This window comes from Pararobbsia silviterrae (genome assembly GCF_003628125.1).
GTDB classification, from domain to species: domain Bacteria; phylum Pseudomonadota; class Gammaproteobacteria; order Burkholderiales; family Burkholderiaceae; genus Pararobbsia; species Pararobbsia silviterrae.
In genome coordinates this window covers 336536-361759 of the sequence record NZ_RBZU01000004.1, presented here as the reverse complement: position 1 = coordinate 361759, position 25224 = coordinate 336536, and the positions used below count along the sequence as shown (strand labels likewise).

The 25224-nt window shown below is 65.3% G+C and carries 17 protein-coding genes; 8 read left to right on the top strand and 9 right to left on the bottom strand.

Annotated features, from left to right (window positions below; all coding sequences use genetic code 11):
* The first annotated feature begins 90 nt into the window (after positions 1 to 90).
* Both D7S86_RS12040 and D7S86_RS12035 read left to right on the top strand, forming a co-directional pair.
* Entirely contained in the window at positions 91 to 708 is a 618-nt protein-coding gene (locus D7S86_RS12040; RefSeq protein WP_121086697.1) for a flavin reductase family protein, read from the top strand.
* Position 709: 1 nt separating this feature from the next.
* Positions 710 to 976, top strand: coding sequence for a hypothetical protein (locus tag D7S86_RS12035; RefSeq protein WP_121086695.1), 267 nt, complete (start codon positions 710 to 712; stop codon positions 974 to 976).
* Positions 977 to 1034: 58 nt separating this feature from the next.
* Here D7S86_RS12035 and D7S86_RS30745 read toward each other — a convergent pair whose 3' ends face one another.
* The 3 genes from D7S86_RS30745 to D7S86_RS12020 all read right to left on the bottom strand — a co-directional run bounded on the left by D7S86_RS30745 (position 1035) and on the right by D7S86_RS12020 (position 4914).
* Positions 1035 to 3071: a methyl-accepting chemotaxis protein gene (locus D7S86_RS30745; protein ID WP_276313408.1), complete on the bottom strand. Its 2037-nt coding sequence runs from the start codon at positions 3069 to 3071 to the stop codon at positions 1035 to 1037.
* 476 nt (positions 3072 to 3547) lie between these two features.
* Positions 3548 to 3973 carry an SRPBCC family protein gene (locus D7S86_RS12025; protein ID WP_158601928.1) on the bottom strand — a complete coding sequence of 142 codons (426 nt, stop codon included), beginning with the start codon at positions 3971 to 3973 and terminating at the stop codon, positions 3548 to 3550.
* Positions 3974 to 4158: 185 nt separating this feature from the next.
* Positions 4159 to 4914: a DUF4410 domain-containing protein gene (locus D7S86_RS12020; RefSeq protein ID WP_240648100.1), complete on the bottom strand. Its 756-nt coding sequence runs from the start codon at positions 4912 to 4914 to the stop codon at positions 4159 to 4161.
* 369 nt (positions 4915 to 5283) lie between these two features.
* Between D7S86_RS12020 and D7S86_RS12015 the strand changes: the two genes are divergently transcribed.
* Genes D7S86_RS12015 through D7S86_RS12005 form a run of 3 tightly spaced genes read left to right on the top strand, consistent with a single transcriptional unit; the run spans position 5284 to position 11148 of the window.
* The gene (locus D7S86_RS12015; RefSeq protein WP_158601927.1) at positions 5284 to 7572 is read left to right on the top strand and encodes a tellurite resistance TerB family protein; all 2289 of its coding nucleotides are present in this window, start codon (positions 5284 to 5286) and stop codon (positions 7570 to 7572) included.
* Positions 7569 to 8864, top strand: a complete 1296-nt coding sequence (locus D7S86_RS12010) for an ATP-binding protein (protein WP_121086689.1) — start codon at positions 7569 to 7571, stop codon at positions 8862 to 8864. The genes D7S86_RS12015 and D7S86_RS12010 overlap by 4 nt, the downstream gene beginning before the upstream one ends.
* Before the next feature lie 43 nt (positions 8865 to 8907).
* Positions 8908 to 11148 carry a DEAD/DEAH box helicase gene (locus D7S86_RS12005; RefSeq protein WP_121086687.1) on the top strand — a complete coding sequence of 747 codons (2241 nt, stop codon included), beginning with the start codon at positions 8908 to 8910 and terminating at the stop codon, positions 11146 to 11148.
* On the opposite strand, the gene D7S86_RS12000 is transcribed toward D7S86_RS12005, so the two are convergent.
* From D7S86_RS12000 to D7S86_RS11985, 4 genes are all read right to left on the bottom strand, one after another.
* On the bottom strand, positions 11142 to 15353 hold the full coding sequence (locus tag D7S86_RS12000; protein ID WP_121086685.1) for a sulfite reductase subunit alpha: 4212 nt from the start codon (positions 15351 to 15353) through the stop codon (positions 11142 to 11144). The genes D7S86_RS12005 and D7S86_RS12000 overlap by 7 nt on opposite strands.
* Before the next feature lie 133 nt (positions 15354 to 15486).
* Positions 15487 to 15870: a nitrite reductase small subunit NirD gene (gene nirD, locus D7S86_RS11995; RefSeq protein ID WP_121086683.1), complete on the bottom strand. Its 384-nt coding sequence runs from the start codon at positions 15868 to 15870 to the stop codon at positions 15487 to 15489.
* Between the two features lie 41 nt (positions 15871 to 15911).
* Positions 15912 to 18461 carry a nitrite reductase large subunit NirB gene (gene nirB / locus D7S86_RS11990; protein ID WP_121086681.1) on the bottom strand — a complete coding sequence of 850 codons (2550 nt, stop codon included), beginning with the start codon at positions 18459 to 18461 and terminating at the stop codon, positions 15912 to 15914.
* A gap of 50 nt (positions 18462 to 18511) precedes the next feature.
* Positions 18512 to 19813, bottom strand: coding sequence for an MFS transporter (locus tag D7S86_RS11985; protein WP_121086679.1), 1302 nt, complete (start codon positions 19811 to 19813; stop codon positions 18512 to 18514).
* 504 nt (positions 19814 to 20317) lie between these two features.
* On the opposite strand from D7S86_RS11985, the gene D7S86_RS11975 reads away from it, so the two are divergent.
* The 3 genes from D7S86_RS11975 (at position 20318) to D7S86_RS11965 (ending at position 23271) form a co-directional block, all read left to right on the top strand.
* A complete protein-coding gene (locus tag D7S86_RS11975) occupies positions 20318 to 20698 on the top strand; it encodes a hypothetical protein (RefSeq protein WP_121086675.1) in 381 nt (126 codons plus the stop codon).
* A 333-nt stretch (positions 20699 to 21031) separates the two neighbouring features.
* Positions 21032 to 22393, top strand: a complete 1362-nt coding sequence (locus D7S86_RS11970; protein WP_121086673.1) for an MFS transporter — start codon at positions 21032 to 21034, stop codon at positions 22391 to 22393.
* A 44-nt stretch (positions 22394 to 22437) separates the two neighbouring features.
* A complete protein-coding gene (locus tag D7S86_RS11965; RefSeq protein ID WP_121086671.1) occupies positions 22438 to 23271 on the top strand; it encodes a shikimate dehydrogenase family protein in 834 nt (277 codons plus the stop codon).
* Positions 23272 to 23294: 23 nt separating this feature from the next.
* Here the strand turns inward: D7S86_RS11965 and phbB are convergent, their stop codons facing one another.
* On the bottom strand, positions 23295 to 24041 hold the full coding sequence (phbB, locus tag D7S86_RS11960; RefSeq protein WP_121086936.1) for an acetoacetyl-CoA reductase: 747 nt from the start codon (positions 24039 to 24041) through the stop codon (positions 23295 to 23297).
* Between the two features lie 124 nt (positions 24042 to 24165).
* On the bottom strand, positions 24166 to 24999 hold the full coding sequence (locus D7S86_RS11955) for a hypothetical protein (RefSeq protein ID WP_121086669.1): 834 nt from the start codon (positions 24997 to 24999) through the stop codon (positions 24166 to 24168).
* Between the last annotated feature and the right edge of the window lie 225 nt (positions 25000 to 25224).

Here is a 25224-nt window from a genome sequence, read left to right as displayed (position 1 = left end):
CGCATCCCCCGCGTAGTACCCGGAAACACCCGTCCCATGCGGTCTTCGAACGCATGCAGTAGACTGCGCGCGCACCCACACACGCTCAACATGACAGAAGACTTTCATTTTTATCGGCCCGATGAAGGACACGGCCTCAAGCACGATCCGTTCAAGGCCATCGTTGCGCCGCGTCTCATCGGATGGATTTCGTCGCGCGATGCGCAGGGACGCGTCAATCTCGCGCCTTACAGCTTTTTCGGCGCGTTTTCGTCGTTCCCGTCGATCATCGGATTCTCAAGCGAGGGCTACAAAGACTCGATCCGCAATATCGAGCAGACGCGCGAATTTGTCTGGAACATGACGAGCCGCACCCTCGCCGCACACATGAACCAGACCTCCGCGCCCGTTGCACACGGCGTCAACGAATTCGAACTCGCCGGTCTGACGGCTGCGCCGGGCCGCGCGGTCGATGTGCCGCACGTCGCCGAATCGCCCGCTTCGCTCGAATGCAAGCTCATCGATATCATCCGGCTCAAAACGATCGACGGCACACCGATGGATAACTGGCTCGCGCTCGGCCAGGTCGTCGGCGTGCATATCCGCAAGTCCTTTATCAAGGACGGTCTCTTCGATACGCAGGCCGCGCAGCCCGTCATGCGCGCCGGCTATCGCGGCGACTATGCACAGATCGGCGAACACTTCGAGATGTTTCGGCCAACCGCCTGAAATGCCTACCCGGCGCGCCGCGCATATCGATGCGCAGCGCTTCACCCGCCCCTATGGAACGGTCACCATGACCCCACGCAACCTCTTGATGAGCCTGACCGCGCTCGTCGCGCTGGCGGGCTGCGCATCTCCGATCGTTTACCGCGATCCCCAAACCGGGCACACGGCGCAGTGCGCAACCTCGAATGTCGCCGGACTGCCATCCGCCAAGCAGGACATCGATCAATGCTCGGCGATGCTCGAGCATATGGGATGGGTCCGCGAATAACGTCGGAAACGTCGAACAACGACTGGAATAGCGACTCAAATAGCGACACGAACGAAGGCTAGCCCGCAAGCGCCCGCGCACCATCGAGGCCCGGTTCACCGAAACGCGCGGTGCGCCGCGCCTCGCCGGTCGCACGCGCAGCGCCTGCCGGATGCGGCGCGTCGTCGCTGCCGACACGAAACACCGACACTCCCTCGCGCAGCCGTCGCGCCTGATCCGCCATCGCCGTCGTCGCCGCCGACGCCTCCTCGACGAGCGCCGCGTTCTGCTGCGTCACGTCGTCCATGCGCGTCACGGCGACGTTGACCTGTTCGATGCCCGTCGTCTGCTCGGCCGACGCGCCCGCGATCTCGTTCATGATGCTCGTGAGACGGCTGATTTGCGTCACCGCGTCGTCGACGGTCGTCCCCGCCTCCCCCGCCTGACGCGCGCCCTCCGCGATCCGCGTCATCGAGTCCTGAATCAGCGTCTTGATCTCCTTCGCGGCATTCGCGCTGCGTTGCGCGAGCGCGCGGACCTCGGCGGCGACGACCGCGAAACCGCGGCCGTGCTCGCTCGCGCGCGCGGCCTCGACCGCCGCGTTCAACGCGAGGATATTGGTCTGGAACGCAATGCTGTCGATCACGCCCGTGATCTCGCCGATGCGCCCCGCGCTCTCGGAAATCTCGCGCATCGTCGAAACGACCGAATTGACGGCCGCGCCGCCGCGCGCGGCGACATCCGACGCCCGTTCGCTGAGTTCGCTCGCATGCCGCGCATTGTCGGAGTTCTGGCGCACCGTCGACGTCAGCTCTTCAAGACTCGACGCCGTCTCTTCGAGCGACGCCGCTTGCTCTTCCGTGCGCTCCGACAAATGCGCATTGCCCGCCGCGATTTCGGACGCGGCATCGGCGATCGAATTCGCACTGCCGCGCACACTCGCGACAAGCGCGCGCAAATCGCCGTTCATCGCGTTGAGCGCGCGCAGCAATTGCGCGGTCTCGTTCTTGCCGCTGACTTCGATCGTGCCGGTCAGATCGCCCGCGGCGACACGCTCGGCCACGGCGACCGCCTCGCCGATCGGCCCCGTGATCGAGCGAATGACCGCGAGCGCGATAGCCGCCGCGACGATCACGCACAGCACAATGCCGCCGAGCAAGCCGATCTGCTTGTGACGCGCACTACCCGACTGCTGATCGAGCAACGCGTCGAGCGCCGACAGCGACGCATCGATCGCCGCATATTGCGCGTCGATCACATGCGTGACGCTTGCCGCATAGTCGTTCGCGTTCGCATCGAGCGAGGTCGCCTTGATGATCGTGTCTTTCGTCGACGTCAGCACAGCCTGCATCGACGTCGCGAGCGCATCCGTTTGCGCCGCCAGCGTGCCACCGAGCGTCGCGTTGGCCGACGTGAGCTTGTCGCCATTGCCCTTGAACGACGCGAGCTGTTCGGCCGCGCGATCCGACGCACTCATCAGCGTGAAATTCTCGACCGGCGTACTCGACTTGCGCGTCAGCACGATACGGCCCGTCGCGCGCAGCCGATTGAACTCTTCGGTCAGCGAGGGCAAATCGACGAGCCCCGACTGCGCGAGCGCGAGGCTGTCGAGGTCGGAATCGGTCGAGAAACCGTATGCATCGAGCAGACGGCCGTTGAACTGGAGCACGCTCCGGACGATCGCCGTATGCAGATCGAAGCTCCGCGACGCGTCGAGCGACCCCGCTTCGGCGCGGCCGCGCAACGTATGCCATGCGGCGACGATCTTGTCCCAGTCACTCGACACCGATGCATTGCCGAGCCGCTGAAGCGCGCCGCCGACCGCGTCGATATCCTGATCGATATGCTTGGCGACATCCGCCCGCGCCTTTTCGTCGGCCGCGTCGCTGCTCATGAGCTTGCGCGTGACCGCCAGACGGTGCTGCTGGACATCCTCGAGCAGCCGCACCATCGCACGCATCGTCGCCATGCCCGCATGCTCGCGATGCTTGGCCGCGATCGTCGCGTTCGAACCGAGCACGAACAACGCGGTCGGCCACGCAATGAGGGCCAGCGCGAGCACGCCGAGCATGCAGAATTTAGTCGGGAGCGTCAGACGGGAGAAAAGCGTCTTCATTGCAGGCGTGGTCTCGTTTAACAATCTTCTGGTATTTTTGCCGCGGCGGATGTTCGTGAATCCTGGCAGGCGCATCCGATGCGCTCCTTAACGGCGCTCCATCGATAAAACTGAGTCGGGGTTTCCGAGAATGGGCAGTCAAGACGATTCAGGCATGACGCAAGGCCTTGTCCTGATTGAATAAAGGCAATATGACCATATTTAGATGGTCATATTCGGCGCACACGGCCGAATAATCGAATCCCTATTTCGATTATTCAAATGAAAATCAGGACGACGGCCGCGCGATAAAGAAGATATTCATTGAATCGGCCTTGTGCACGATATCGGCTCCGATCCGCGAGAATTCAATGCCGCGCAAATCGCACGGCGTACATCGTCACGGCGGAACCGAGGCGACCCGGTCCCGCATCATGGCGTCGCGGCGTCGCGCCCGACGCATCGCCTTCGGTCGATCGACGTTCGCGCGGCGTCCGTCAGATCGCGCCCTCCGAACGCGCCTTGAGACCGTCCGCCTCGAACGCGAGATAGCGCGTCGTGATCCGTTTGCCGAGAATGCCGACGACCGCGCCCAACGGACCGTCATAGCGAAGATGGAGCGCGGCCATGCAGCCATGCTCCGAGGGTTCGAGCAGATGGTCGGCCACGATATGCAGGCCTGGAATACCGGATTGCCAGACGAAACGCCGCGCCGGCTGCCAGTCGCGCACTTCCCAGACGACGGGCCGCAAGCGCGGCTGATGGACACGTACGCGCGAACCGACGCCCATCGGCGCGTCGGACAAGGCTTCGACGCGCGACACGGAACGCGTCCACTCGGGCCAATGATCGATATCCGCGAGCACCGCCCACGTTTTCTCGATCGGCGCGCCGATCTGACGCGTGATATGAAAATCTCGCATGGGGACTCCCACACCGAAAACAAAGGGGTACGACACCGCGCAGCGCCTGATGCGGTCGTTTGAACGCGGGACGTCGTGAGCTAAGTGTAGGTCGCGTTCGCGGGCTCCGCGACACATGCGAGCACGCCTCGAATGTGCGGCGCGCGAGCCCGTCGAATGGGCGCGGGCCCGCGCAACGCCGCGGCTCACGAGGGACGCGCGACGTACCACCCCTGGACCGTACCGAGCTGCGCGACCTGCTTCGCGATCGACTCCGCGATCCCGCGCGATTGGGCCGACACGCTGCCACGCTTGTTTTCCGATACCGCGTGCAGGCCCGTTCCCGTGACCGCCGCGGTCGCGACATGACCGGCGGCCGCACCCACTCCGGCCGTCTCGGCCAGCCCGGGCGCGTGACCGCTGTCGGCACTCGCGTCGAAGCTTTGTGCGATATGCGTCGCACCGTTCGACGCGCGATAAACGATCTGCACGGTCGCGCTGACCTCGCTCTTGCCCGCGCCGAGCCCGATCACGAGGCGACGACGGCGATTGCCTTCGTCGACGGTCCCGATCTGCCCCGTTACGACGAGCGCGTTCTGTCCGCTCGGTACCGGCCCATCGAGCCGCACGGCGTGCAGCCCCATGCGCGCCAGCGCCGCGACCGTTTGATCGGCGATGTCGTCGCGCGTCTGCGCGGCGGCATCGCGCTGTGCCTGTTCGTCGTTCGAGCCCGCGGCAAGTTTCCTGAGCATGCCGCCTTCGTCGACCTTGACCTCGCTCGACGCGATATCGAACGCGCTCACGTAAATCGTTGCGGGCGCGGCGCCGAGCGCGGCCGGCTGTTCGGACAGCGACGTCACATGACTGCTCGCGCAGCCGGACATGAGCGCGCTGCTCAATACGAGCGCCGCGCCGATATGACGAACCATCTTGCCCACCCGCAGATTCCACGACATCGTCATGCTGATTCCCTTTTCGACACGTCCCTGTGTCACGACTGCGCCAAACCGGCGATGACCGCGTGCCGCTCGACTTTCGGTCATCGGGGCTCGGCGCATGCATTCGACCCCAGTCTCGTGCGCTTCGACGCGCGCACCGGCAACAGGAGCGAGTATCGGAGAGCGGACCCTGGAAATCCATCGAGGAGTTATGTCGCCCGATGTCACGACGATGTCGCGCCCGGGGAGCATTCCCCGCGCAAGGGCGCTTCGCGTCGCGCGCCACACCGCGGCGCGCAAGGTCCCGCGCCGCAGCACACGCCCACTTCGGGCCCTATAATCGCGGGAATGTGTTCCGACTTCGTCCCGCCGGCGGCCGGCAGTCCTGCAGATTTGACTGCCCTCGCGCCGAATGCCCTTCCGACACCCGGCACGATGCTGCGCGCCGACGGTGCGCGGTGGATTGCGCGCGACCGTCGCGTGGTCGTCGCCGGGACGACGATCGAAGGCGGCCTGTTCTACCTCGACGACATCGGCGCCCCCGAACCGGCCGCGCTCGACTCGCCCGTCGTGGTATCGGCGCTCGACATCGCGGATGTCGGCGCGGTCGCCCGGACGGACCGCGAAACCGGCCCAACCGCGGCTTGGCTCGATTACAAGGCACTTTCGCCCGCGCAACGCCGCGTGTTCATCGACTGGCTCGCGTCCGATCGCCGTGCTCGCGAGATCCCGACCGCCTATCTGAATTTGTATCTCTACGGTCTCGAACGGCGTGTGCTCGTCGACGGCGCGCACGGCGCGATCGACGCCGCCGAATTCGACACGCTCTTCGGCGAACTGCGCCGACTGCTGACGCTGAGCACCGACTGGGCCTTCCTGACGCACGTCGAAAACCTCATCGAATCGGCGACCGTGCTGCGTGCCGCACCCACGCGTCTGTATCGCACGGAGCCCATCGTGCGGACCACGCGCGGCTATCAGGTGCCGTTTTCCGTGCGCGTCGCGTTCGGACAAGCCGCCGTCGACGACGCGCCCGTCTCCGCGGAATGGGCCTATGCGTGGGCGAGCCTCGACTCCGCGATCACGCGCAAGCCGCCGCTCTCGCGGATCCCCGAGACGTTCCGGCTGCTGTTCACGCAACGCTATCGAACGCGCTTGCACGAGGGGCTGCGCGTCGCGCCGAACCGGACGCGGCTCACGTTTCCCGAAACGGCCTTTCCCGCGCTGCGCGAGCGCGATGTGCCGGAATCGGTCGGCGCGCTGCCCGATCTGTCGGCCGTCACGCTGCCGCGCGCGCGTCTGCAGCAACTCGTGAACGACTGCGCGACGGCGCTCGCGCCTTACGGACGCTATCTCGCGCGCAATCCCGCATCGAACGGCACGCTCGACGCCGCGCTGCTGCTCGCCCCCGCGCTGTGGCCCGAGTCCCTGCGCAAGCCGCTCGACGCGCTCGTCGCGACGACGCGCGAGGGCCTCGAACTCACGCGTTTCGGCGACCTGCTCGCGACGTTTCGGACACCGGCCGGTCTGAGCCGCGAAAAAATCGTCACGTTCGTCGGCGTGCTCGGTCAGGCCGGCGTCGGTATCGAACCCGATATCCGGACCGGCGCGCGTACGCCGCGCGCAGAAGATCGCGTCGCGCTGTTCGCGATCGATCCCGCGACACGGTTGATCGACGAGGACTGCGCGTATTTGACCGCAGCGCTCATGATCGACGTCGCCGCGACGCTCGCGATGGCCGACGGCGAGGCGACGCATCCCGAACTCACGCTCATGCATCACCAGATCGAGCACGCGATGCATCTGAGCCCCGCGCAGCAGCAACGGCTCAAGGCGCGCCTCGCGGTCCAGATCAGCGCGCCGCAGCCGCTCGCGCTGCTCAAGAAGCGGCTCGAACCGCTGTCGCCCGATGCGCGCCATGTGCTGGCCGCGTTTCTCGTGCAAACGGCGAACGCCGACGGCACCGTCACGCCGCCCGAAGTCCGGCTGCTCGAAAAAATCTATACGATGCTCGATCTCGATACGCGACAGCTTTACAGCGATCTGCATCAGGATGCATCGACATCGTCGCCGCGCGGCGCGCGATCGGGGATGCCAGCGCGCGAAGGCGCGCGCGATCGGACCCGCGACGATCGGACCCGCGCGCCGTTGACACTCGACGCCGATCGGATCGCCGCGCTGCAAGCCGAAACGGCGCACGTATCGGCCTTGCTCGCCCAGGTGTTCGCGCAAGACGCCGACGATCTCGACACGCCCGCGCTCGACGATGCGCCTGACACGTTCGTCGACACGCATGCAGCGATCGCAGACTCGACTGCCTCGGTTTCGAGCGCCGCAGCATCGACCGACGACCTCGACACATCAGACGCAGTAGCCACATCCCGCGCGCCCGACGCACCGGACACGCTCGAAGCCGCCGATGCGCCCGCATCGATCGACGCCGGGTCCGCGGACCGCCTCGGCCTCGACGATGCGCATCTGACGTTCCTGCGGCTACTCGTCACGCGACCGCGCTGGAGCCGCGAGGACCTCGCCAACGCGGCGGCCGATCTCGATCTGCTGCTCGACGGCGCGATCGAACAGGTCAACGAAGCATCGCTCGACCATTGGGACGCGCCGTTGACCGACGGCGACGATCCCGTGGAAATCAATCAGGAGCTCGCCCAGAGGCTTGCCGCATGACGACTATTCGCCCGAAGGACCGCGATGCGGTGCTCCAATCCCTCCGCTCGGGCGTCGTGCCCCGTATCGGTCAGCATCTGATCCAGGTCGGACGCGTGCATGAACTCGAAGCGTTGCTCAAGGACATCGAGCGCGTCGCCGACGGCGGTTCGAGCTTTCGGATCGTGATCGGCGAATACGGCGCGGGCAAGACGTTCTTCCTGAATCTGGTCCGCGCGATCGCGCTCGAAAAGAAGCTCGTGACGATGCATGCCGACCTCAATCCCGATCGCCGGCTTCATGCGTCGGGCGGGCAGGCGCGCTCGCTCTATGCCGAGCTTGCGAAAAACCTGTCGACGCGCACGAAACCCGATGGCGGCGCGCTCGCGGGCGTCGTCGAGAAGTTCATCGGCCAGGCTCGGACCGAGGCGCGCGCATCGGGACGTTCGAGCGAGGACGTGATCCGCGCCCAGTTGAGCCAGCTCACGGAGATGGTCAGCGGATACGACTTCGCGGACGTGCTCGCGGCCTACTGCCGCGGTTTCGACGAAGGCAACGAAAAACTCAAGAGCGACGCGATCCGCTGGCTGCGCGGCGAATTCGCGACGCGCACCGACGCGCGCAACGCGCTCGGCGTGCGCACGATCATCGACGACGCGAGCGTCTACGATCAGCTCAAGCTGCTCGCGCGCTTCGTGCGGCTCGCGGGGTACGCGGGCCTGCTCGTATGCCTCGACGAACTCGTGAATCTCTACAAACTCTCGAACGTCCAGGCGCGCAACGCGAACTACGAACAGATCCTGCGGATCCTCAACGACGCGCTGCAGGGCACGGCCGAAGGACTCGGCTTCGCGCTCGGCGGGACGCCCGAATTCCTGCTCGATACGAAACGCGGCCTCTATAGCTATTCCGCGCTCGAATCGCGGCTCGCGACCAATACGTTCGCAACCGATGGACTCGTCGATTACAGCGGCCCCGTGATCCGGCTCGCGAGCCTGCGCCAGGAAGACTTCTACGTCTTGCTCGACAAGATCCGCAGCGTCTATGCATACGGCGACCCGTCGAAATACCTGATCCCCGACGAAGCGATCCCCGCCTTCATGCAACACTGCGCTGAACGTCTCGGCGACGCGTATTTCCGTACGCCGCGCACGACGATCACCGCATTTATCCAGTTGCTCGCCGTGCTCGAACAGAATCCGACCACGCAATGGCGCGAGCTGATCGGATCGCTCGACGTCGAACGCGATACGGGCGGCCTCCAGGACATCGTCTCCGACGGTGACGACGAACTCACGAGCTTCCGGCTCTGAACGGAACGCGCTGACCGTGGATGCGCCTCACAGCGGCCCGAGCATGCAGGCGAACACCCAGACACAGTACGATCGTCTCGACGAACGGGTCCGGCGCTGGATCTGGCAGGCCGGGTGGACCGAACTCCGCGACGCGCAAGCACGCGCGATACCCGCGCTCGTCGATGCCGACCGCGACGTGATCATCGCGGCCGCCACCGCGGCCGGCAAAACCGAGGCCGCGTTTCTGCCGATCCTCACGAACCTGCTGCGCGACGAGACGCGCGCGGCGACCGTGCTCTACGTGAGCCCCCTCAAGGCGCTGATCAACGATCAATGGGAACGCCTGGGCACACTCTGCGATGCGCTCGACATCCCGGTCATCGGCTGGCACGGCGATGTCGGCGCGCATCGCAAGCGCCGTTTTTTCGCGCATCCCGCGGGCGTGCTGATCATCACGCCTGAATCGCTCGAAGCGATGTGCGTGAATCGCGGATCGACGCTCGCGACGCTGTTCCGATCGCTGCGCTATATCGTCGTCGACGAACTCCACGCCTTCATCGGTTCGGAACGCGGCATGCAATTGCAATCGCTCATGCACCGGATCGAACGCGCCTGCGGCCATCGCGTCGTCCGCGTCGGCCTGTCGGCGACGCTCGGCGACATGACGCTCGCGGCGCGTTTTCTGCGCCCGCGCGAAGCCGAACGCGTCGAGATCGTGGACTCGGCGTCGGCGGGCCAGGCCGTGCAGATCGTCGTCAAAGGCTATCTCGAACAGCCCGCGCGCATCGATATCGAACCGGGCTTGCCGAGCCCCGAACTCGAAGACACCGTCCCGGGGCAAACGCTCGACATCGCGCGCCATCTCTATGACGTGCTGCACGGGTCGAACAATCTCGTGTTCCCGAACAGCCGCCGGCAAGTCGAAATCTACGCGGACCTGCTCGCCCGCATCTGCGAACGCGAAGGCGTGCCCAACGCGTTCTTTCCGCATCACGGCAGCCTCTCGAAGGAACTGCGCGACGACACCGAACACGCGCTCAAGGACGGCGTTCGCGCCGCCACCGCGATCTGCACGAACACGCTCGAACTCGGCATCGATATCGGCGCCGTGCGCAGCGTCGCCCAGATCGGACCGCCGCCGTCGGTCGCCAGCTTGCGCCAGCGCATGGGCCGCTCGGGACGCCGTCACGGCGAGCCCTCGATCGTCCGCTGCTATTGCGTCGAGCGGCCCGTCGCGCGCGATGCGGACCTCTCGGACGGCGTGCGCGAAAGTCTCGTGCAGACGATCGCGATGATTCGCCTCATGCTCGCGCGCTGGGTCGAACCGCCGCGCGCGCAGGGCATGCACGTCTCGACGCTCGTTCAGCAAATCCTGTCCTTGATCGCCGAACGCGGCGGATGCCGCGCAAGCGCGCTCTGGGACATGCTCGTCGAATCCGGACCGTTCGAGCAGATCGACAAGCCGACGTTCGCGGCCATCCTGCGCAGCCTCGGCGCGGCCGATCTCCTGATGCAGGATCCGACGGGCTTGCTGCTCCATGGTCAACGCGCCGAGGCGCGCGTCCATCATTTCGAGTTCTACTCGGCGTTCAACACGCCCGATACGTTCCGGATCGTCGACGCGGGACGCACGCTCGGCACGGTGCCCGTCATGCGCGGTCTCGGCGTCGGACAGCAAATCGTGTTCGCGGGCCGCCGCTGGATCGCGAACGAGATCGACCTGCGCCATCGCGTGATCCATGTGAGCGCCGATGCCGCCGGAGTGCCGCCGGTCTTCGACGGCGCGTCCGCGATGATTCACGATGAAGTCCGGCGCGAGATGAAGCGCGTGCTATCGGAGCACACGCCCGTCCCGTTTCTCGATGCGACGGCGCGCACGCTGCTCGACGAAGCGCGCGCCTTTTTCCGCGTTCGCGCCCTCGCGCGTCACGCGATCTTGCGCGACGGCCGCGACGTCGCGATCGCGACCTGGCGCGGCGACTGGATCAACGATGCGCTCACCCTGCTGCTGCGCGCCGAAGGGCTCAACGCGAGCAATCGCGGCGTCGCGATCGACGTACGCGCCGCGACGCCGGCGACGGTCGTCGATGCGCTCCGGAAAATCGGCGCGCAAGCCGAGGCCAGCACGGCCAAGGCATTCGCGCGGATCGACGATGCGAATCGCGAGAAATGGGACTGGGCCCTGCCCGACGACGTCAAGCGCGCGGCCTACGCGTCGCAGAACCTGGACCTGACGCAAGCCGTCGCGCTTGCGCGCGAACTCGCGGGCACCGAGACCGCCAATCTGCGCGCCGATCAATAAACGTCGCGCACGTAGCGCTTGTCCTTTGCGAGTGCCGCGACGTAGTCGGCCGCGGCATCGTTCGACATCCCGCCGTGCCGCGCAACGAGCGCCTTGAGTTCGGCATCGACGTCCTTGGCCATGCGCGACGCGTCGCCGCAGACATAGAAATGCGCCCCCTGTTCGAGCCAGGCCCAGATGTCCGCGCCTTGCTCGCGCATGCGGTCCTGCACGTAGATCTTGTCGGTCTGATCGCGCGAGAACGCGAGATCGAGCCGTGTCAGCAAGCCGTCGTCGCGCATCGACTCGAGTTCGTCGCGATAGTAGAAATCCGTCGCCGCATGCTGTTCGCCGAAGAACAGCCAGTTGCGGCCCGTGTGTCCGCGCGCGCGGCGCTCATGCAGAAATGCGCGGAACGGCGCGACGCCCGTGCCGGGGCCGACCATCATCATCGGCGTCTCGCTGCGATGAGGCGGCCGAAAATGCGCGGATTTCTGCACGAACACGGGCACCTCGATCTCTGCGGCGCGATCCGCGAGAAACGTCGATGCGACGCCCTTGCGCATTCTTCGGCCGTTGTTGTATCGCACGGCCGAGACGGTCAGATGGATTTCCCCTTCGTGCGCGCTCGGGCTCGATGCAATCGAATACAGTCGGGGCTGCATGCGCCGCAACACGCCGAGCAGTTCCTGCGCGCTCACGTCCGAAGGATGTTCGTGGAGCACATCGGCGAGCTGCTGACCCCAGAGCCATTGCTTGAGATCGGCCTTGTGTTCGTCAGCGAGCAAAGCCTTGAGGCCGGGCTGCGCGCAGCGCTCGGCGATCAACGCCAGCGCCTCCTGGCTCGGCCGCGCGATTTCGTAATGCTGCACGAGCGCGTCGGCAAGCGTCATCTCGCCCGCCCCCGGCACGCTGACCGATGTCGTCGCATCGAGACCCGCGACCGCGATCAGCTCGTCGACGAGTTCGGGACAATTCGTCGGCCAGACGCCGAGCGCATCGCCGGCTTCGTATTCGAGGCCGCGCGCCTTCGTATCGAGCGCTACGTAACGCGTGTCCTTCGATGCACCCTCGCGGTTCAGGCGCACATTCGCAAGCATCTGCGACGGCGCGGGCCGCGCCTTGGTCGCGACCGCGCCCGGCACGGTCGGCGGCATCATCCCGCCCTCGTCGACCGCATGCAGCGCGGCATCCGCTTCCTTGACGCGCAGTGTCACGCGTTCGAGCCACGCGGCGGCCGGTTCCTGAAAATCCGTGTCGCAATCGACGCGATCGAGCAGACGCTTCGCGCCGAGTTCTGCCAGACGTGCATCGAGCTTGCGGCCGTGACCACAGAACGCGTCGTAGTTCGAGTCGCCGAACGCGAGCACGCCATAGTGCAACGCATCGAGTCTGGGCGCGCCGGACGCACCGAGCGCGTCCCAGAACGTCTGACCGTTGTCGGGCGCGTCGCCGTCGCCGAACGTGCTGGTCATCAACAGCACGTATTGCGCCTTGGCCAGCGCCGCCACCGAGAAATCCGCCATGCACGTCACGCGGATCTCGAAGCCCGCGTCCATGAGCCGCATCGCGAACGTCTCGGTCAGCGACTCGACGTTGCCCGTCTGCGACGCCCAGAGCAGCACGACCTTGGGACGCGAATGCACGATCTGCACGGACGACGCGGCGCCGTGCGCTTCGCTCGCATCCGCGGATGCGAGCGTGCCGCCGGTCGCCTCGCCGAACGCGGCCATCGCCGCGCCCTGCGTGCGGCTGAACAGACCCGCGAGCAGACCATCGACCCACAGACGCGTGTCGGACGCAAACGGTGCACTTGGCGGCAGCACGGGCACGCCTTGGCCGTCAAACGACTGCAGGCCCGCGACGAACCCCGTCAGGTAGATGCGTTCGGCAGGACTCAGCGTCGGCGCGCTCGCAGGCAACGCGAGCATCCGGCACAACGTATCGATTTGAGGCATGAGACTTTCCTGTTCAGACACGGTGTCGGTATCGGTGACCGCCGCGGTAACGGATGACGCGGATCCGGCAGGCTCGCCGGCTTCGGTCGATTCCGACGACTGCACCTCGTCGTGCGATTCGATACGCGTCAGCGCCACCGCGCAGACCTTGAGTTCGGGTTGCTGCGAGATCGGATCGACCGCATCGTTCGTCACGGCGTTGATACAGAGATCGTCGCCGAAGACATCGTTCCAGTGCATCGGCGCGAAGCTGTTGCCCGGTTGCACGCGATCCGTCACGATCGCGGGCAGCACGGCGCGGCCGCGTCGCGAGCGGATCTCGACGCGATCCTTCGTGCGCACGCCGAGCGCCGCGGCATCCTCGGGATGCAGTTCGACAAAGGGCTCGGGGTTCAGCTTGTTGAGCATCGCGACCTTGCCCGTCTTCGTCATCGTGTGCCATTGATGCTGGAGACGGCCCGTGTTGAGCACGAACGGATAGGCCGCGTCGGGCATCTCGGCCGGGTCGACGTGCGCGCGCGCGAAAAACCTGGCCTTGCCGCTCGCCGTCGGAAACGACAAGTGCGGCACCGAGCCGTCCGCCTGCGTGCGTAGCGTCTGGCTCACGCCGTCGTTCAGATAGCGGATCGCATTGCGGTCGTGCGCGTTCGACGCGGCGCATGGCCACTGGATCGGCGTCTCGCGCAAGCGTGCGTGGCTCGTGCCGCGCAAATCGTATCCGGTCGACGGATTCGAGAACTGTGTGATCTCCGCAAACACTTCGTCGGCCGACGCGTAGTCGAACGCATGCGCATAGCCCATTTCGCACGCGACGCGCGCGATGATCCACCAGTCCGGCATCGCATCGCCGGGCGGGTCGATGGCCTTGCGCATCAGCGTCAGATTGCGCTCGGAGTTGACCATGACGCCTTCGGCCTCGGCCCACAGCGCGCCGGGCAACAGCATATCGGCGTAGCGGTTCGTTTCGGTATCGAGGAAGGCGTCCTGCGCCACGACGAACTCGGCCGCCTGCAGACCCGCGATCACCGTCTGGCGATTCGCGACGCTCGCGACCGGATTCGTGCAGATGATCCAGCACGCCTTGATGTCGCCCGCGGCCATTCGCGAGAACAGGTCGATCGTGCCGCCGCCGCTCGTCGCGTTGAGCGTGCCCGGCGCAAGGCCCCATGCGCGTTCGACGAATGCGCGATCGGCATCCACGAGCGCCGAACGCTGTCCGGGCAGGCCCGGCCCCATATACCCCATCTCGCGGCCGCCCATTGCATTGGGCTGGCCCGTCAGCGAAAACGGTCCGCTGCCCGGCCGGCAGATCGCGCCCGTCGCGAGATGCAGATTGCAGATCGCGTTCGTGCTCCATGTGCCATGCGTACTCTGGTTGAGCCCCATGGTCCAGCAGCTCATCCACTCGCGCGCGTCGCCGATCCATTCGGCAGCCTGACGAAGCGCCGTCTCGTCGAGCCCCGTGATCCGCGCGACGCGCTCGGGCGTGTAGTCCGCGAGAAAGGCCGGCATGGCGTCCCATCCCTCGGTCGATGCCGCGATAAACGCCGCATCGGTCTTGTCGTTCGCGTGCAACAGATACAGCAGGCCGTTGAGCAGCGCGAGGTCGGTGCCCGGCCGGATCGGCAAATAGAGATGCGCCTTGTCCGCCGTCGCCGTGCGGCGCGGATCGACGACGATGAGACGCGCCCCCGCCTTGACGCGATCCATCATGCGCAGAAAAAGGATCGGATGGCAGTCGGCCATGTTCGCGCCGATCACGAAGAACAAGTCGGCCTTGTCGAAATCCTGGTACGACCCGGGCGGGCCGTCGGCGCCGAGCGACAGCTTGTAGCCGCTTCCCGCGCTCGCCATGCACAGGCGCGAGTTCGACTCGATCTGCTGTGTGCCGACAAAGCCCTTCGCGAGCTTGTTGATCAGATACTGCGCCTCGATCGACATCTGTCCCGATACATAGAACGACAAGGCATCGGGCCCGTGCGCGTCGAGAATCGAGCGCAGCCGCTGCGCGGTCTGCGTGATGGCCTGCGCGATCGGCAACGGGACGGGATCCGCATCGCGCGCGCCGCGCGCGTAAGCGGCCTCGAGACGACCCGACTTGCGCAAGGCGACATGGGCCGACTGGCCCTTCGTGCAAAGCCGTCCATAGTTCGTCGGATGATCCTTGTCGCCCGATATCTTGACGACCTGTTCGTTCTCGACGTGCAGCACCATCCCGCAGCCTACGCCGCAGTACGGACATGCTGTCTTGACGAGAGTCGAAGTCATTCGAGGATCGGTAAAAATGTGTCTACGTTTATTGCACTTAGCTCGTGCTTCGTGCTTCGTGCTTCGTGCTTCGTGCTTCGTGCTTCGTGCTTCGTGCTTCGTCTATGAACCCTCGCGGGCGGAACGTTCGCGCCTAGCGCGAAATCCAGACCTGACCGTCGTGCACGCGCGCCTCGAAGGCCCGCACCGACTTCTCGGGCGCTTCGAGACATTCGCCCGTGCGCAGATCGAAGTGATGCTTGTAGATCGGCGACGCGACGACGATGCGCTCGCCGAGGCTGCCGACGATGCCGCGCGACAAGACCGACGCATCCGATGCGGGATCGTAGTTGTCGATCGCATAAACGCCGGGCTCGTCAGCCTCGATGCGGAACACGGCGATATGCGCATCGCCGACGAGCGCGCAGACGCCCGTGTTCGGCACGATGTCGTCGAGCGCGCAGATCGGCGTCCAGCGCTGTATCGCGTCCGCCGTGGCCGACGCGGTGTGCGTAAAGGGTTCAGTGATCGCGTTCATGGTCCGCTCCGGGTCGAAAACTCAATGGCTCGTCAGGCACGTCATACCGTCTCGGCGACGATGGGGATCCGCACATCCGCGGCTTTGCGCTCATCGGGCGTCGCCGGCCGGATCTGGCCGCGCGCGGGGACGAAGCTCACGTTCTCGTCGCCGCGCTCGCTGTTGACGAAATGACGGAAGCGCTTGCGCGTCTCGGGATCCGTGACGGCATGCTTCCATTCGCATTCGTAGGTATCGACGACGTGCTGCATCTCCGTTTCGAGATCGGCCGCGACACCGAGCTTGTCGTGAACGACGACGTCGATCAGATAGTCGAGCCCGCCTTCGAGGTTGTCGCGCCAGACGCTCGTGCGCTGGAGCCGGTCGGCCGTGCGCACATAGAACATCAGGAAGCGGTCGATATACCGGATCAGCGTCTCGCGATCGAGGTCCGATGCGATCAATTCGGCATGACGCGGCTTCATGCCGCCGTTCCCGCAGACGTAGAGATTCCAGCCCTTGTCGGTCGCGATGACGCCGACGTCCTTGCCCTGCGCTTCCGCGCATTCGCGCGTGCAGCCCGACACGCCGAACTTGATCTTGTGCGGCGCGCGCAGGCCCTTGTATCGATTCTCGAGATCGATCGCGAGACCGACCGAGTCGCCCACGCCATAACGGCACCACGTCGAACCCACGCACGATTTGACGGTCCGCAGCGACTTGCCGTATGCATGGCCCGACTCGAAACCCGCGGCAATCAGCGCTTCCCAGATCGACGGCAATTGTTCGACGCGCGCGCCGAACAGGTCGACACGTTGTCCGCCCGTGATCTTCGTGTAAAGCCCGTATTGCTTCGCGATCTGCCCGACCGCGATCAAGCCGTCCGCGGTGACTTCGCCGCCCGGCATACGCGGGACGACCGAATACGTGCCGTCGCGCTGGATATTCGCGAGGTAATAGTCGTTCGAGTCCTGCAAGCCCGCATGCTCCTTCTTGAGCACGAACTCATTCCAGCACGACGCGAGAATGCTCGCGACGGTCGGCTTGCAGATATCGCAACCGATGCCGTGCCCGTGCTTCGCGAGCAATGCGCCGAACGTGCGGATGCGCTCGACGCGCACGATGTGATAAAGCTCCTGCCGCGAGAACTTGAAGTGCTCGCACAGATGATTGTTGACGGCGAGGCCCTGCTTCTTCATCTCGGCCTTCATGACTTGCGTCGCGAGCGAGACGCAGCCGCCGCATGCGGTACCCGCCTTCGTCGCGGCCTTGACGTCGCCGATCGTCGTCGCGCCCGCGCAGACGGCCGCGCAGATCGCGCCCTTGCTCACGTTATTGCACGAGCAGATCTGTGCCGATTCGGGTAACGCTTCGACGCCGATGCCGGGCTTCGCCTGACCGTCGGCCTGCGGCAGGATCAGGAATTCAGGCGCTTCGGGCAGCTCGATGCGGTTGAGCATCATCTGGAGCAGCGTGCCGTATTCGCTCGCGTCGCCGATCATCACGCCGCCGAGCAGGTATTTACCGCACTCGGACACGACAAGCTTCTTGTAGACCTTCTTGCGATCGTCGTTGAACTGATACAGGCGGCTGCGCGCGGTCGTGCCGTGCGCATCGCCGAAGCTCGCGACGTCGACACCCATGAGCTTGAGCTTGGTGCTCATGTCCGCGCCGCGGAAGTGCGCGACTTCGCCAAGCAGCGTCCTGGCGGCGACACGCGCCATCTCGTAGCCCGGCGCGACGAGACCGAAGATCTGACCGTTCCAGAGCGCGCATTCGCCGATCGCGAAGATATCGGCATCGTTCGTGCGACACGTATCGTCGATCACGATGCCGCCGCGCGCACCGACCGCGAGTCCGCTCGCGCGCGCCAGCTCGTCGCGCGGACGGATGCCCGCCGAAAACACGATCATGTCGGTGTCGAGATGACTGCCGTCGGCGAAGCGCATGCGGTGCGTGCCCGTCTCGCCGTCGACGATCTCGAGCGTGTTCTTCTGCGTATGCACGGTCACGCCGAGTTCCTCGATCTTCGCGCGCAGCGTGCGGCCGCCGCCGTCGTCGACCTGCACGGCCATCAGGCGCGGCGCGAATTCGACGACATGCGTGTCGAGGCCAAGATCGACAAGCGCCTTCGCCGCTTCGAGCCCGAGCAGGCCGCCGCCGACGACGACGCCCGTCTTCGCGCGCTTCCCGCATTCGGTCATGGCTTCGAGGTCTTCGATCGTCCGGTAGACGAAGCAATCCGCGCGGTCCTTGCCCGGCACCGGCGGCACGAACGGATAGGACCCCGCCGCGAGCACGAGCGTGTCGTAAGCCAGCGTCTCGCCCGTCGACGTGAGGACCGTATGCGCGTCGCGATCGATCGAGACGGCGCGCGCGTTGAGCTTGAGCGCCATGCCCGTGCGTTCGAAGAAGCCGTCCTCGACGAGCGACAGATCCTCGGCCGTCTTGCCCGCGAAATACTCGGTCAGATGGACGCGGTCGTACGCCGCGCGCGGTTCCTCGCAAAGCACCGTGACGTCGATGCGATCGGCCGCGCCGCTCGACGATTCCGCGAGGCATTCGAGAAACTTGTGGCCCACCATGCCGTGGCCGATCACGATGATTTTCATGGCTTGCATTCCCTCAACAATTCGTTCGACACGTTCAAGAGCGGTTCGGATCAATTCGCGGCGGGCAGCTCGGCCTCGCGATTCACGGCCTCGCCGTTGAGCCGCACGACGAGCGCGCAGAGCGCACTGACCATCACGAAGACGGCGAGCACGACGAGCGCTTCGCGCAGATCGCCGACACCTTTCAACAGAAAGCCGGCCGCGACCGCCCCCGTGTTGCCGCCCGCGCCGACGATGCCCGCGACGCCGCCGAGCGCCTTGCGATCGACGAACGGCACGAGCGCGTACGTCGCGCCGCAAGCCATATGCGTGAACAGTCCGAAGGTCAGCATCGCGGCGAACGCGCCGAGCGCGTCGCCGGCTTGCGCGAACACGAGCAAGCCCGCGCCTTCGCAGGCGATCAGCGCGAAGAGCAGCGTGGCGCGCGCCGAGAGGCCCTTGCGCGCCGCGAACCAGTCCGAAACGATGCCGCCGAGCGGACGCGCGAAAATCGCCAGCAGACCGAAGCACCCTGCCGCGACGCCGGCAAAGCCGAGCGATGCGTGGAACTGGTCGACGTAGTACATCGCCGCGACGTTGTGAATGAAGACCTCGACGCCGAAGCACGCGCCGTACGTGATGAACAGCATCCAGACGCGGTAGTTGCGCGCGGCGAGCGCAAGGCTCTGCCAGCCGCCCTTCTTGCCGCTTTCGACGGCGATGCCCTGAGCGCGCAAATCCGAGAAATTGCCTTGCGGGCAATCCTGCGTATAGCGCCAATAGAGCGCGGCGACGATCGGCATGACCGCGGCGGGCACGAGCAACGTCAGACGCCAGGCGATCGCATGGCTCGCGCCCCAGCCGATGCACGCGGCGAGCATGACGGGCACGAGCAATTGCGCGGCGCCCGCGCCCGCGTTGCCGAAGCCCGCGCTCGTCGCGTTCGCGGCGCCGACGACCTTGTGCGCAAACATGACCGACGTGTGGTACTGCGTGATCACGAAGCTCGCGCCGACCGCGCCGATTGCGAGGCGGCAGAGCAAGAACGGCGCATAGCTCGACGAGAGCGCCGCGCCGACCAGCGGCAGCGTGCCGAGCAGCAGTAGACCGACATAGACCTTGCGCGGACCGAAGCGATCGCAGAGCGGCCCGACGATCACACGCACGAGGATCGTGATCGCGACCGCGGCGATATTGATGTTCGCGACCTGGCCCGCCGTCAGATGGAACTCCTGCTTGATCAGCGGCATCAACGGCGCGCAGGCGAACCACGCGAAGAAACAGACGAAGAAGGCGAGCCAAGCCATGTGAAACGCGCGCATTGCAGGGGTGCGAACGCTGAGCAGCTCGATGGACGTCGCTTTGTCAGTCATGTGAGTCCCCGGAAAAAAGAAAACGGCGTCCCGCGAACCCGGTTACATGAACCAGACTCAAGGGACGCCGTTGTCCAAAAGCATTCAAACGAGATTTGCTGCTTCGCGTATCGACGTTGATGCGCGTGCCGGACTCAATGCAAGGCCTGTGCCATTTCCGGCTTATTGTCCGGAAACCCTTGATGGACAAGGCGCACGCGCGCATTGACACCGCCCAATCGGTTCGATGCGCGCAATCCAGAATGGATCACCGTCGTGCGGGGCTGGTGCGGCGCAGCACGCTGTTTGTGCGTGCGAAGTGCGTTTTCGGTGCGTGCCGGACTGCGCGTCGCGGTCACGAGAGCGATACTCGCGCGGCATGTCACACGCATGCCGCATGGCGCGTGCAACGTATCGATCCGGTTGTGCGGACCCTTCTGGAGAGCTCGAATCGCCGCGCTGAGCCGCATTGCACGGGATTTGGCCGACCACGGGTCCTGCGTCTATCCACGTGGTATTGAAATCATGCACAAGAACATTCTGATTGGCGCGAGCGCCATGCATCGTTGCGAAGACGATTACGCGTTCGATATCGAAACGGCGCGCGCGCGGCTTGCGCAGACAGGCTCGGAACAGGGGCTGCTCGCGACATTGCTCGGCATCGTCGGCGAATTCATCGCGAGTCACGGCGCCGACGATCTGCGCAATTTCCTCGTGCTGCTCAAGCGGCAACTCGACACGTCGACGCATGCGCATGCCTCGGGCCTCGTCGCGCACTATCTCGACTACGGCATGGCCGACGAACACGTCTCGCATTGCGCGTATCCGGTCGCGCGCATGGCCGCGCTCGACATGCATCGTCCGGCATCGCGCGCCTCGTGCGTCGTGCGACGCGTGCGGAAATAACGACGTCGCGGTACCCGATGCGGACGCGCCGCGCGTCCGCAACACTTTGCCCTGCATCCCATCATCGGCGTGCGTCCCCCGCGCGCCGCACAGCTTCCGTTTGCCTTACTGCCCGCCAGACCCTCTCCCTATTTACCCGAATTTCGATCGTTCATCGCGCATAGCGTTTCGATAAACGCGCACACGCATACGAAAAGCGCTCGCGCGATATTGCCGCACACGGCACGCACGCCTACCCTTGCACCAGTGCTTCATAGAGGCACCGCGTCGCCCAAGCAGGGATACCTGACGACAACAATCGCGGCGCACCATCGAGGATGTCAGGAGACACGCATGCCCGCTCAACCGCATCGCCACGCCGTCGATTCACCGCTCGACCACGACTCCGCGTCCGTCGGCGACGCGCGCCCGCTCGCGCAGGCGGGCAAACGGACTCACGTCCGTTTTATCGTGCTGGCGCTGCTCGCCCTTTGCACGATGATCAATTACCTCGATCGCACGGTGCTCGGCATCGCCGCGCCCGCGATGACGAAGGAACTCGGCATCGGCGCGGCCGTCATGGGAATCGTGTTCTCGGCTTTTTCGTGGACCTACGCGCTCGTGCAGGTCCCCGGCGGCGTGTTTCTCGATCGTTTCGGCAGCAAGGTCACGTATTTCCTCGCGCTGACGTTCTGGTCGCTGTTCACGTTGCTTCAAGGTTTCGCGGTCGGCCTCAAATCGCTGCTGCTGTTCCGCTTCGGTCTCGGCATCAGCGAGGCGCCCTGCTTTCCGACGAACAGCCGCGTCGTCGCGACATGGTTTCCGCAACATGAACGCGCGCGTGCGACGGGCATCTACACGGTCGGCGAGTATCTCGGTCTCGCCTGCTTCGCGCCGTCGATTTTCTGGCTTGTCGCGACCTATGGCTGGCGCGCGCCGTTCTTCGTCGTCGGCGGCATCGGCATCGCGTTCGCGATCGTCTGGTGGCTCGTCTATCGCGAGCCGCACCACTCGCGCACCGTCAACAAGGCCGAACTCGACTACATCGCCGCGGGCGGCGGGCTCGAACCCGAAGGCGGCCGCGAGACCGTCAAATTCTCGTGGGCCAATGCCGGCAAGCTCATGCGCATGCGCCAGATCTCGGGCGCCTGCCTGGGTCAGTTCGCGGGCAACACGACGCTCGTGTTCTTTCTGACGTGGTTTCCGACCTATCTCGCGACCGAGCGTCATATGGGCTGGCTCAAGGTCGGCTTCTTCGCGATCATGCCGTTTCTCGCGGCCGCTGTCGGCGTCATGTTCGGCGGATGGATCTCCGACGTACTCCTCAAGCGGACCGGCTCGGCGAATATCGCGCGCAAACTGCCGATCATCGTCGGCCTGCTCGGCGCCTCGACGATCATCGCGGCGAACTACGTCCAGAGCGACACGACGGTCATCGCGATCCTTTCGCTCGCGTTCTTCGGCCAAGGCATGGTCGGACTCGGCTGGACGCTGATTTCGGATATCGCGCCGAAACACCTGATGGGACTGACGGGCGGATTGTTCAACCTGTGCGCGAACCTCGCGGGCATCATCACGCCGCTCGTGATCGGCTTCATCGTCGCGGCGACGGGATCGTTTTTCTATGCGCTCGCATACGTCGCCGCCGCCGCACTGATCGGCGCGCTGTCCTATATCTTCATCGTCGGCGATGTCCATCGCGTCGAGATCACCTGACGTCGCCCGACGCATACCGGTTTGTAGTGTGTAACGAGACCATCATGATTAACGGCAACACGCAACTCATCGCCCATATCGGCTACCCGACGCATACGTTCAAGTCGCCGATGATCTACAACCCGTGGTTCGAAAAGAACGACATCAACGCGGTCGTCGTACCGATGGGCGTGTTGCCCGACGACTATCCGACGTTCCTCGAGTCGCTGTTCCGGCTCACGAACATCCGCGGCGCGCTGATCACGATGCCGCATAAGGTCGCGACGATGAACCTCGTCGACGAGCTCACGCCGACGGCGCGGATCGCGGGTGCGTGCAACGCGATTCTCAAGCGCGCCGACGGCTCGTTGCTCGGTGATCAATTCGACGGCGCGGGCTTCACGCGCGGCGTCGAACGCAAGGGGCAACCGATTCGCGACGCGCGCGCGCTCGTGCTCGGCAGCGGCGGCGTCGGATCGGCGATCGCGGCATCGATCGCGGCCGCCGGCGCGAGCGAACTCGCCTTGTTCGATACGAATACCGGCGCCGTCGAGGCGCTCGCGAATCGTCTGCGCAGCCAGTATCCGTCGCTGATCGTGCGGACGGGATCGAAAGACCCCGCCGGCTTCGACATCATCGTCAACGCGACGCCGCTCGGCATGAACGAGGACGATCCGCTCCCGTTCGATATCGCGCGCATCGATCCGTCGACCTTCGTCGGCGAAGTCGTCATGAAAGCGGAATTCACGCCGATGCTCCGCGCGGCCAAGAAAAAAGGCTGTGCGGTGCAGGTCGGGACCGACATGCTGTTCGAGATGATCCCGGCCTACCTCGAATTCTTCGGATTCGGCACCACCACGCCCGATGAACTCCGGGCCGTCGCGCAGATCGAGTATTGACCGATCCCCCGTGCGGCCCAGCGTCAATGCATATGCATGCCGCCGTTGATCGCGAGATCCGCCCCCGTGATGAAGCCCGCGTCGTCGGAACACAAAAAGCCGACGAGCGCGGCGACTTCATCAGGCCGCCCGAGGCGTCCCACGGGAATCTGCGGAAGAATGCGCGTGTTCATGACGTCTTCGGGCACGGCATCCGTCATCGCGGTCGCGAGATAGCCCGGTGAAACCGTATTGACGGTCACGCCATAACGGGCGACTTCGAGCGCAAGCGCCTTGGTGAAGCCGTGAATCCCAGCTTTCGCGGCCGAGTAGTTCGTCTGTCCGAATGCGCCGCGCGAGCCGTTGACCGAACCGATATTGACGATGCGGCCGAAGCCGCGATCGATCATATCGGTCACAAACGGCTTGGTCATATTGAACAGCGCATCGAGATCCGTTCGAATGACGGCATCCCAGTCGGAGGCCGTCATTTTCATGAACGTCGAATCGCGCGTGATGCCCGCGTTGTTGATCAGCACGTCGATCGGGCCGAGATCGGCCTGAACACGCGTCGCGCAACGCTGACACGAATCGAATGCGGTCACGTCGAGTTCATAGGCCTGAAAATGTCGGCCGACGGCTTTCTCGGCCGACAGCCATGCGGGCACATGATCGTTCTTCGCCGAGTGCGAGACGGCGACGTCCATCCCCGCATCGCAGAGTCTGCGCGAAATCGCGGCCCCCAGACCGCCCATGCCGCCTGTCACGAGCGCTACACGCCGCTGGGTCATACGCGCCTCCGGATGGTTCGTCGTGTTCAAGCGTCGCCGCCCGACGCCGAATCCGCCCGGCACGCGGACCGACCCGGTGTGCCGGGCGCGACGGCTCGACTGTCACGCTCGACTGTCACTATAGTCAGCGAACCGCGTCATTGCGATAGGAGCGATAGACAATCGTCACGATCTGCCGCGCACGGCGATCGACGTAAGCATCGAGCACTTCAGCGAGACGCGCCGCCAGGCGCTCGCATCGACGCGCCGACGCGTCGATGCCCATCTCGATCGCCGCCCCGCCCGATCCCGCTGCGCGCCATTCGAGCCCGATGATCGCGTGCCCCGCCTCGCACGCCACGTCGATCGCGAGCTGAACCTGGACGACGAGCGCGCGCTCATCGAGCATCGCCTCATCGACGCGCTCGACGAGCGCGCCGAGCTGCATGAGTTCCGAGGCCAGGCGCCACTTCATCTCGTCCGTCGCGCCCGAGCGCTCCGCGAGATCGAAGAGCGTCGAGAGCACCTCGATGGCCGGACGAAATTCGAGCCCGCAGAGGTAGACGTTCGCGACCTGACGAAGCACGCACGCGTCGTCGGGATAGCGATCGAGCGCGTCGGCCGCCAGGTCACGCGCGGGCATGAGCCACCCCGTGTTGAGCACGACCATCAAGGTACCGGCGCTCATGAACGCGTCGTCGCCCATCGCGCGGGCCGACGTGAGCCGCACATACAAGCCCGCATGGTCGCCGAGCGCGAAGTCCGCGAGCGCACACGCCATTTCGTGCGTCGCGAAATCGCCCGGGCCACGACACCGCATCGTGTCGAGCTGCGCGCGTGCATGCCGGATCGCCGCGCACGCCGCCTTCGACGCCTCGGCGGTTCCGATCCGGCTCAACGGGATTCGGCTCAGCATCGCATCGATGATCCGCGCCCCGGCAACCTTCGAGTCCGCGGGCAAGGCGAGCGCCCCGAACACGCGGCCTCCGGGATTCGCTCGACGATCGATCGTTCGACCGCCCATCGAGCAGGATTCCTCAACATACTCAACCCACCGCCGCTTGAAAACACCGACATCCGTTCTCATACCCACCCCCTGTACGCAATAAAACCGCCGCATCACCGGGGAAAATTATAAATAGCGCACGTGCAGTGGATCTTTATGAGAAGAATTGAATTTTTATATCGAATGGACGACGTCGCT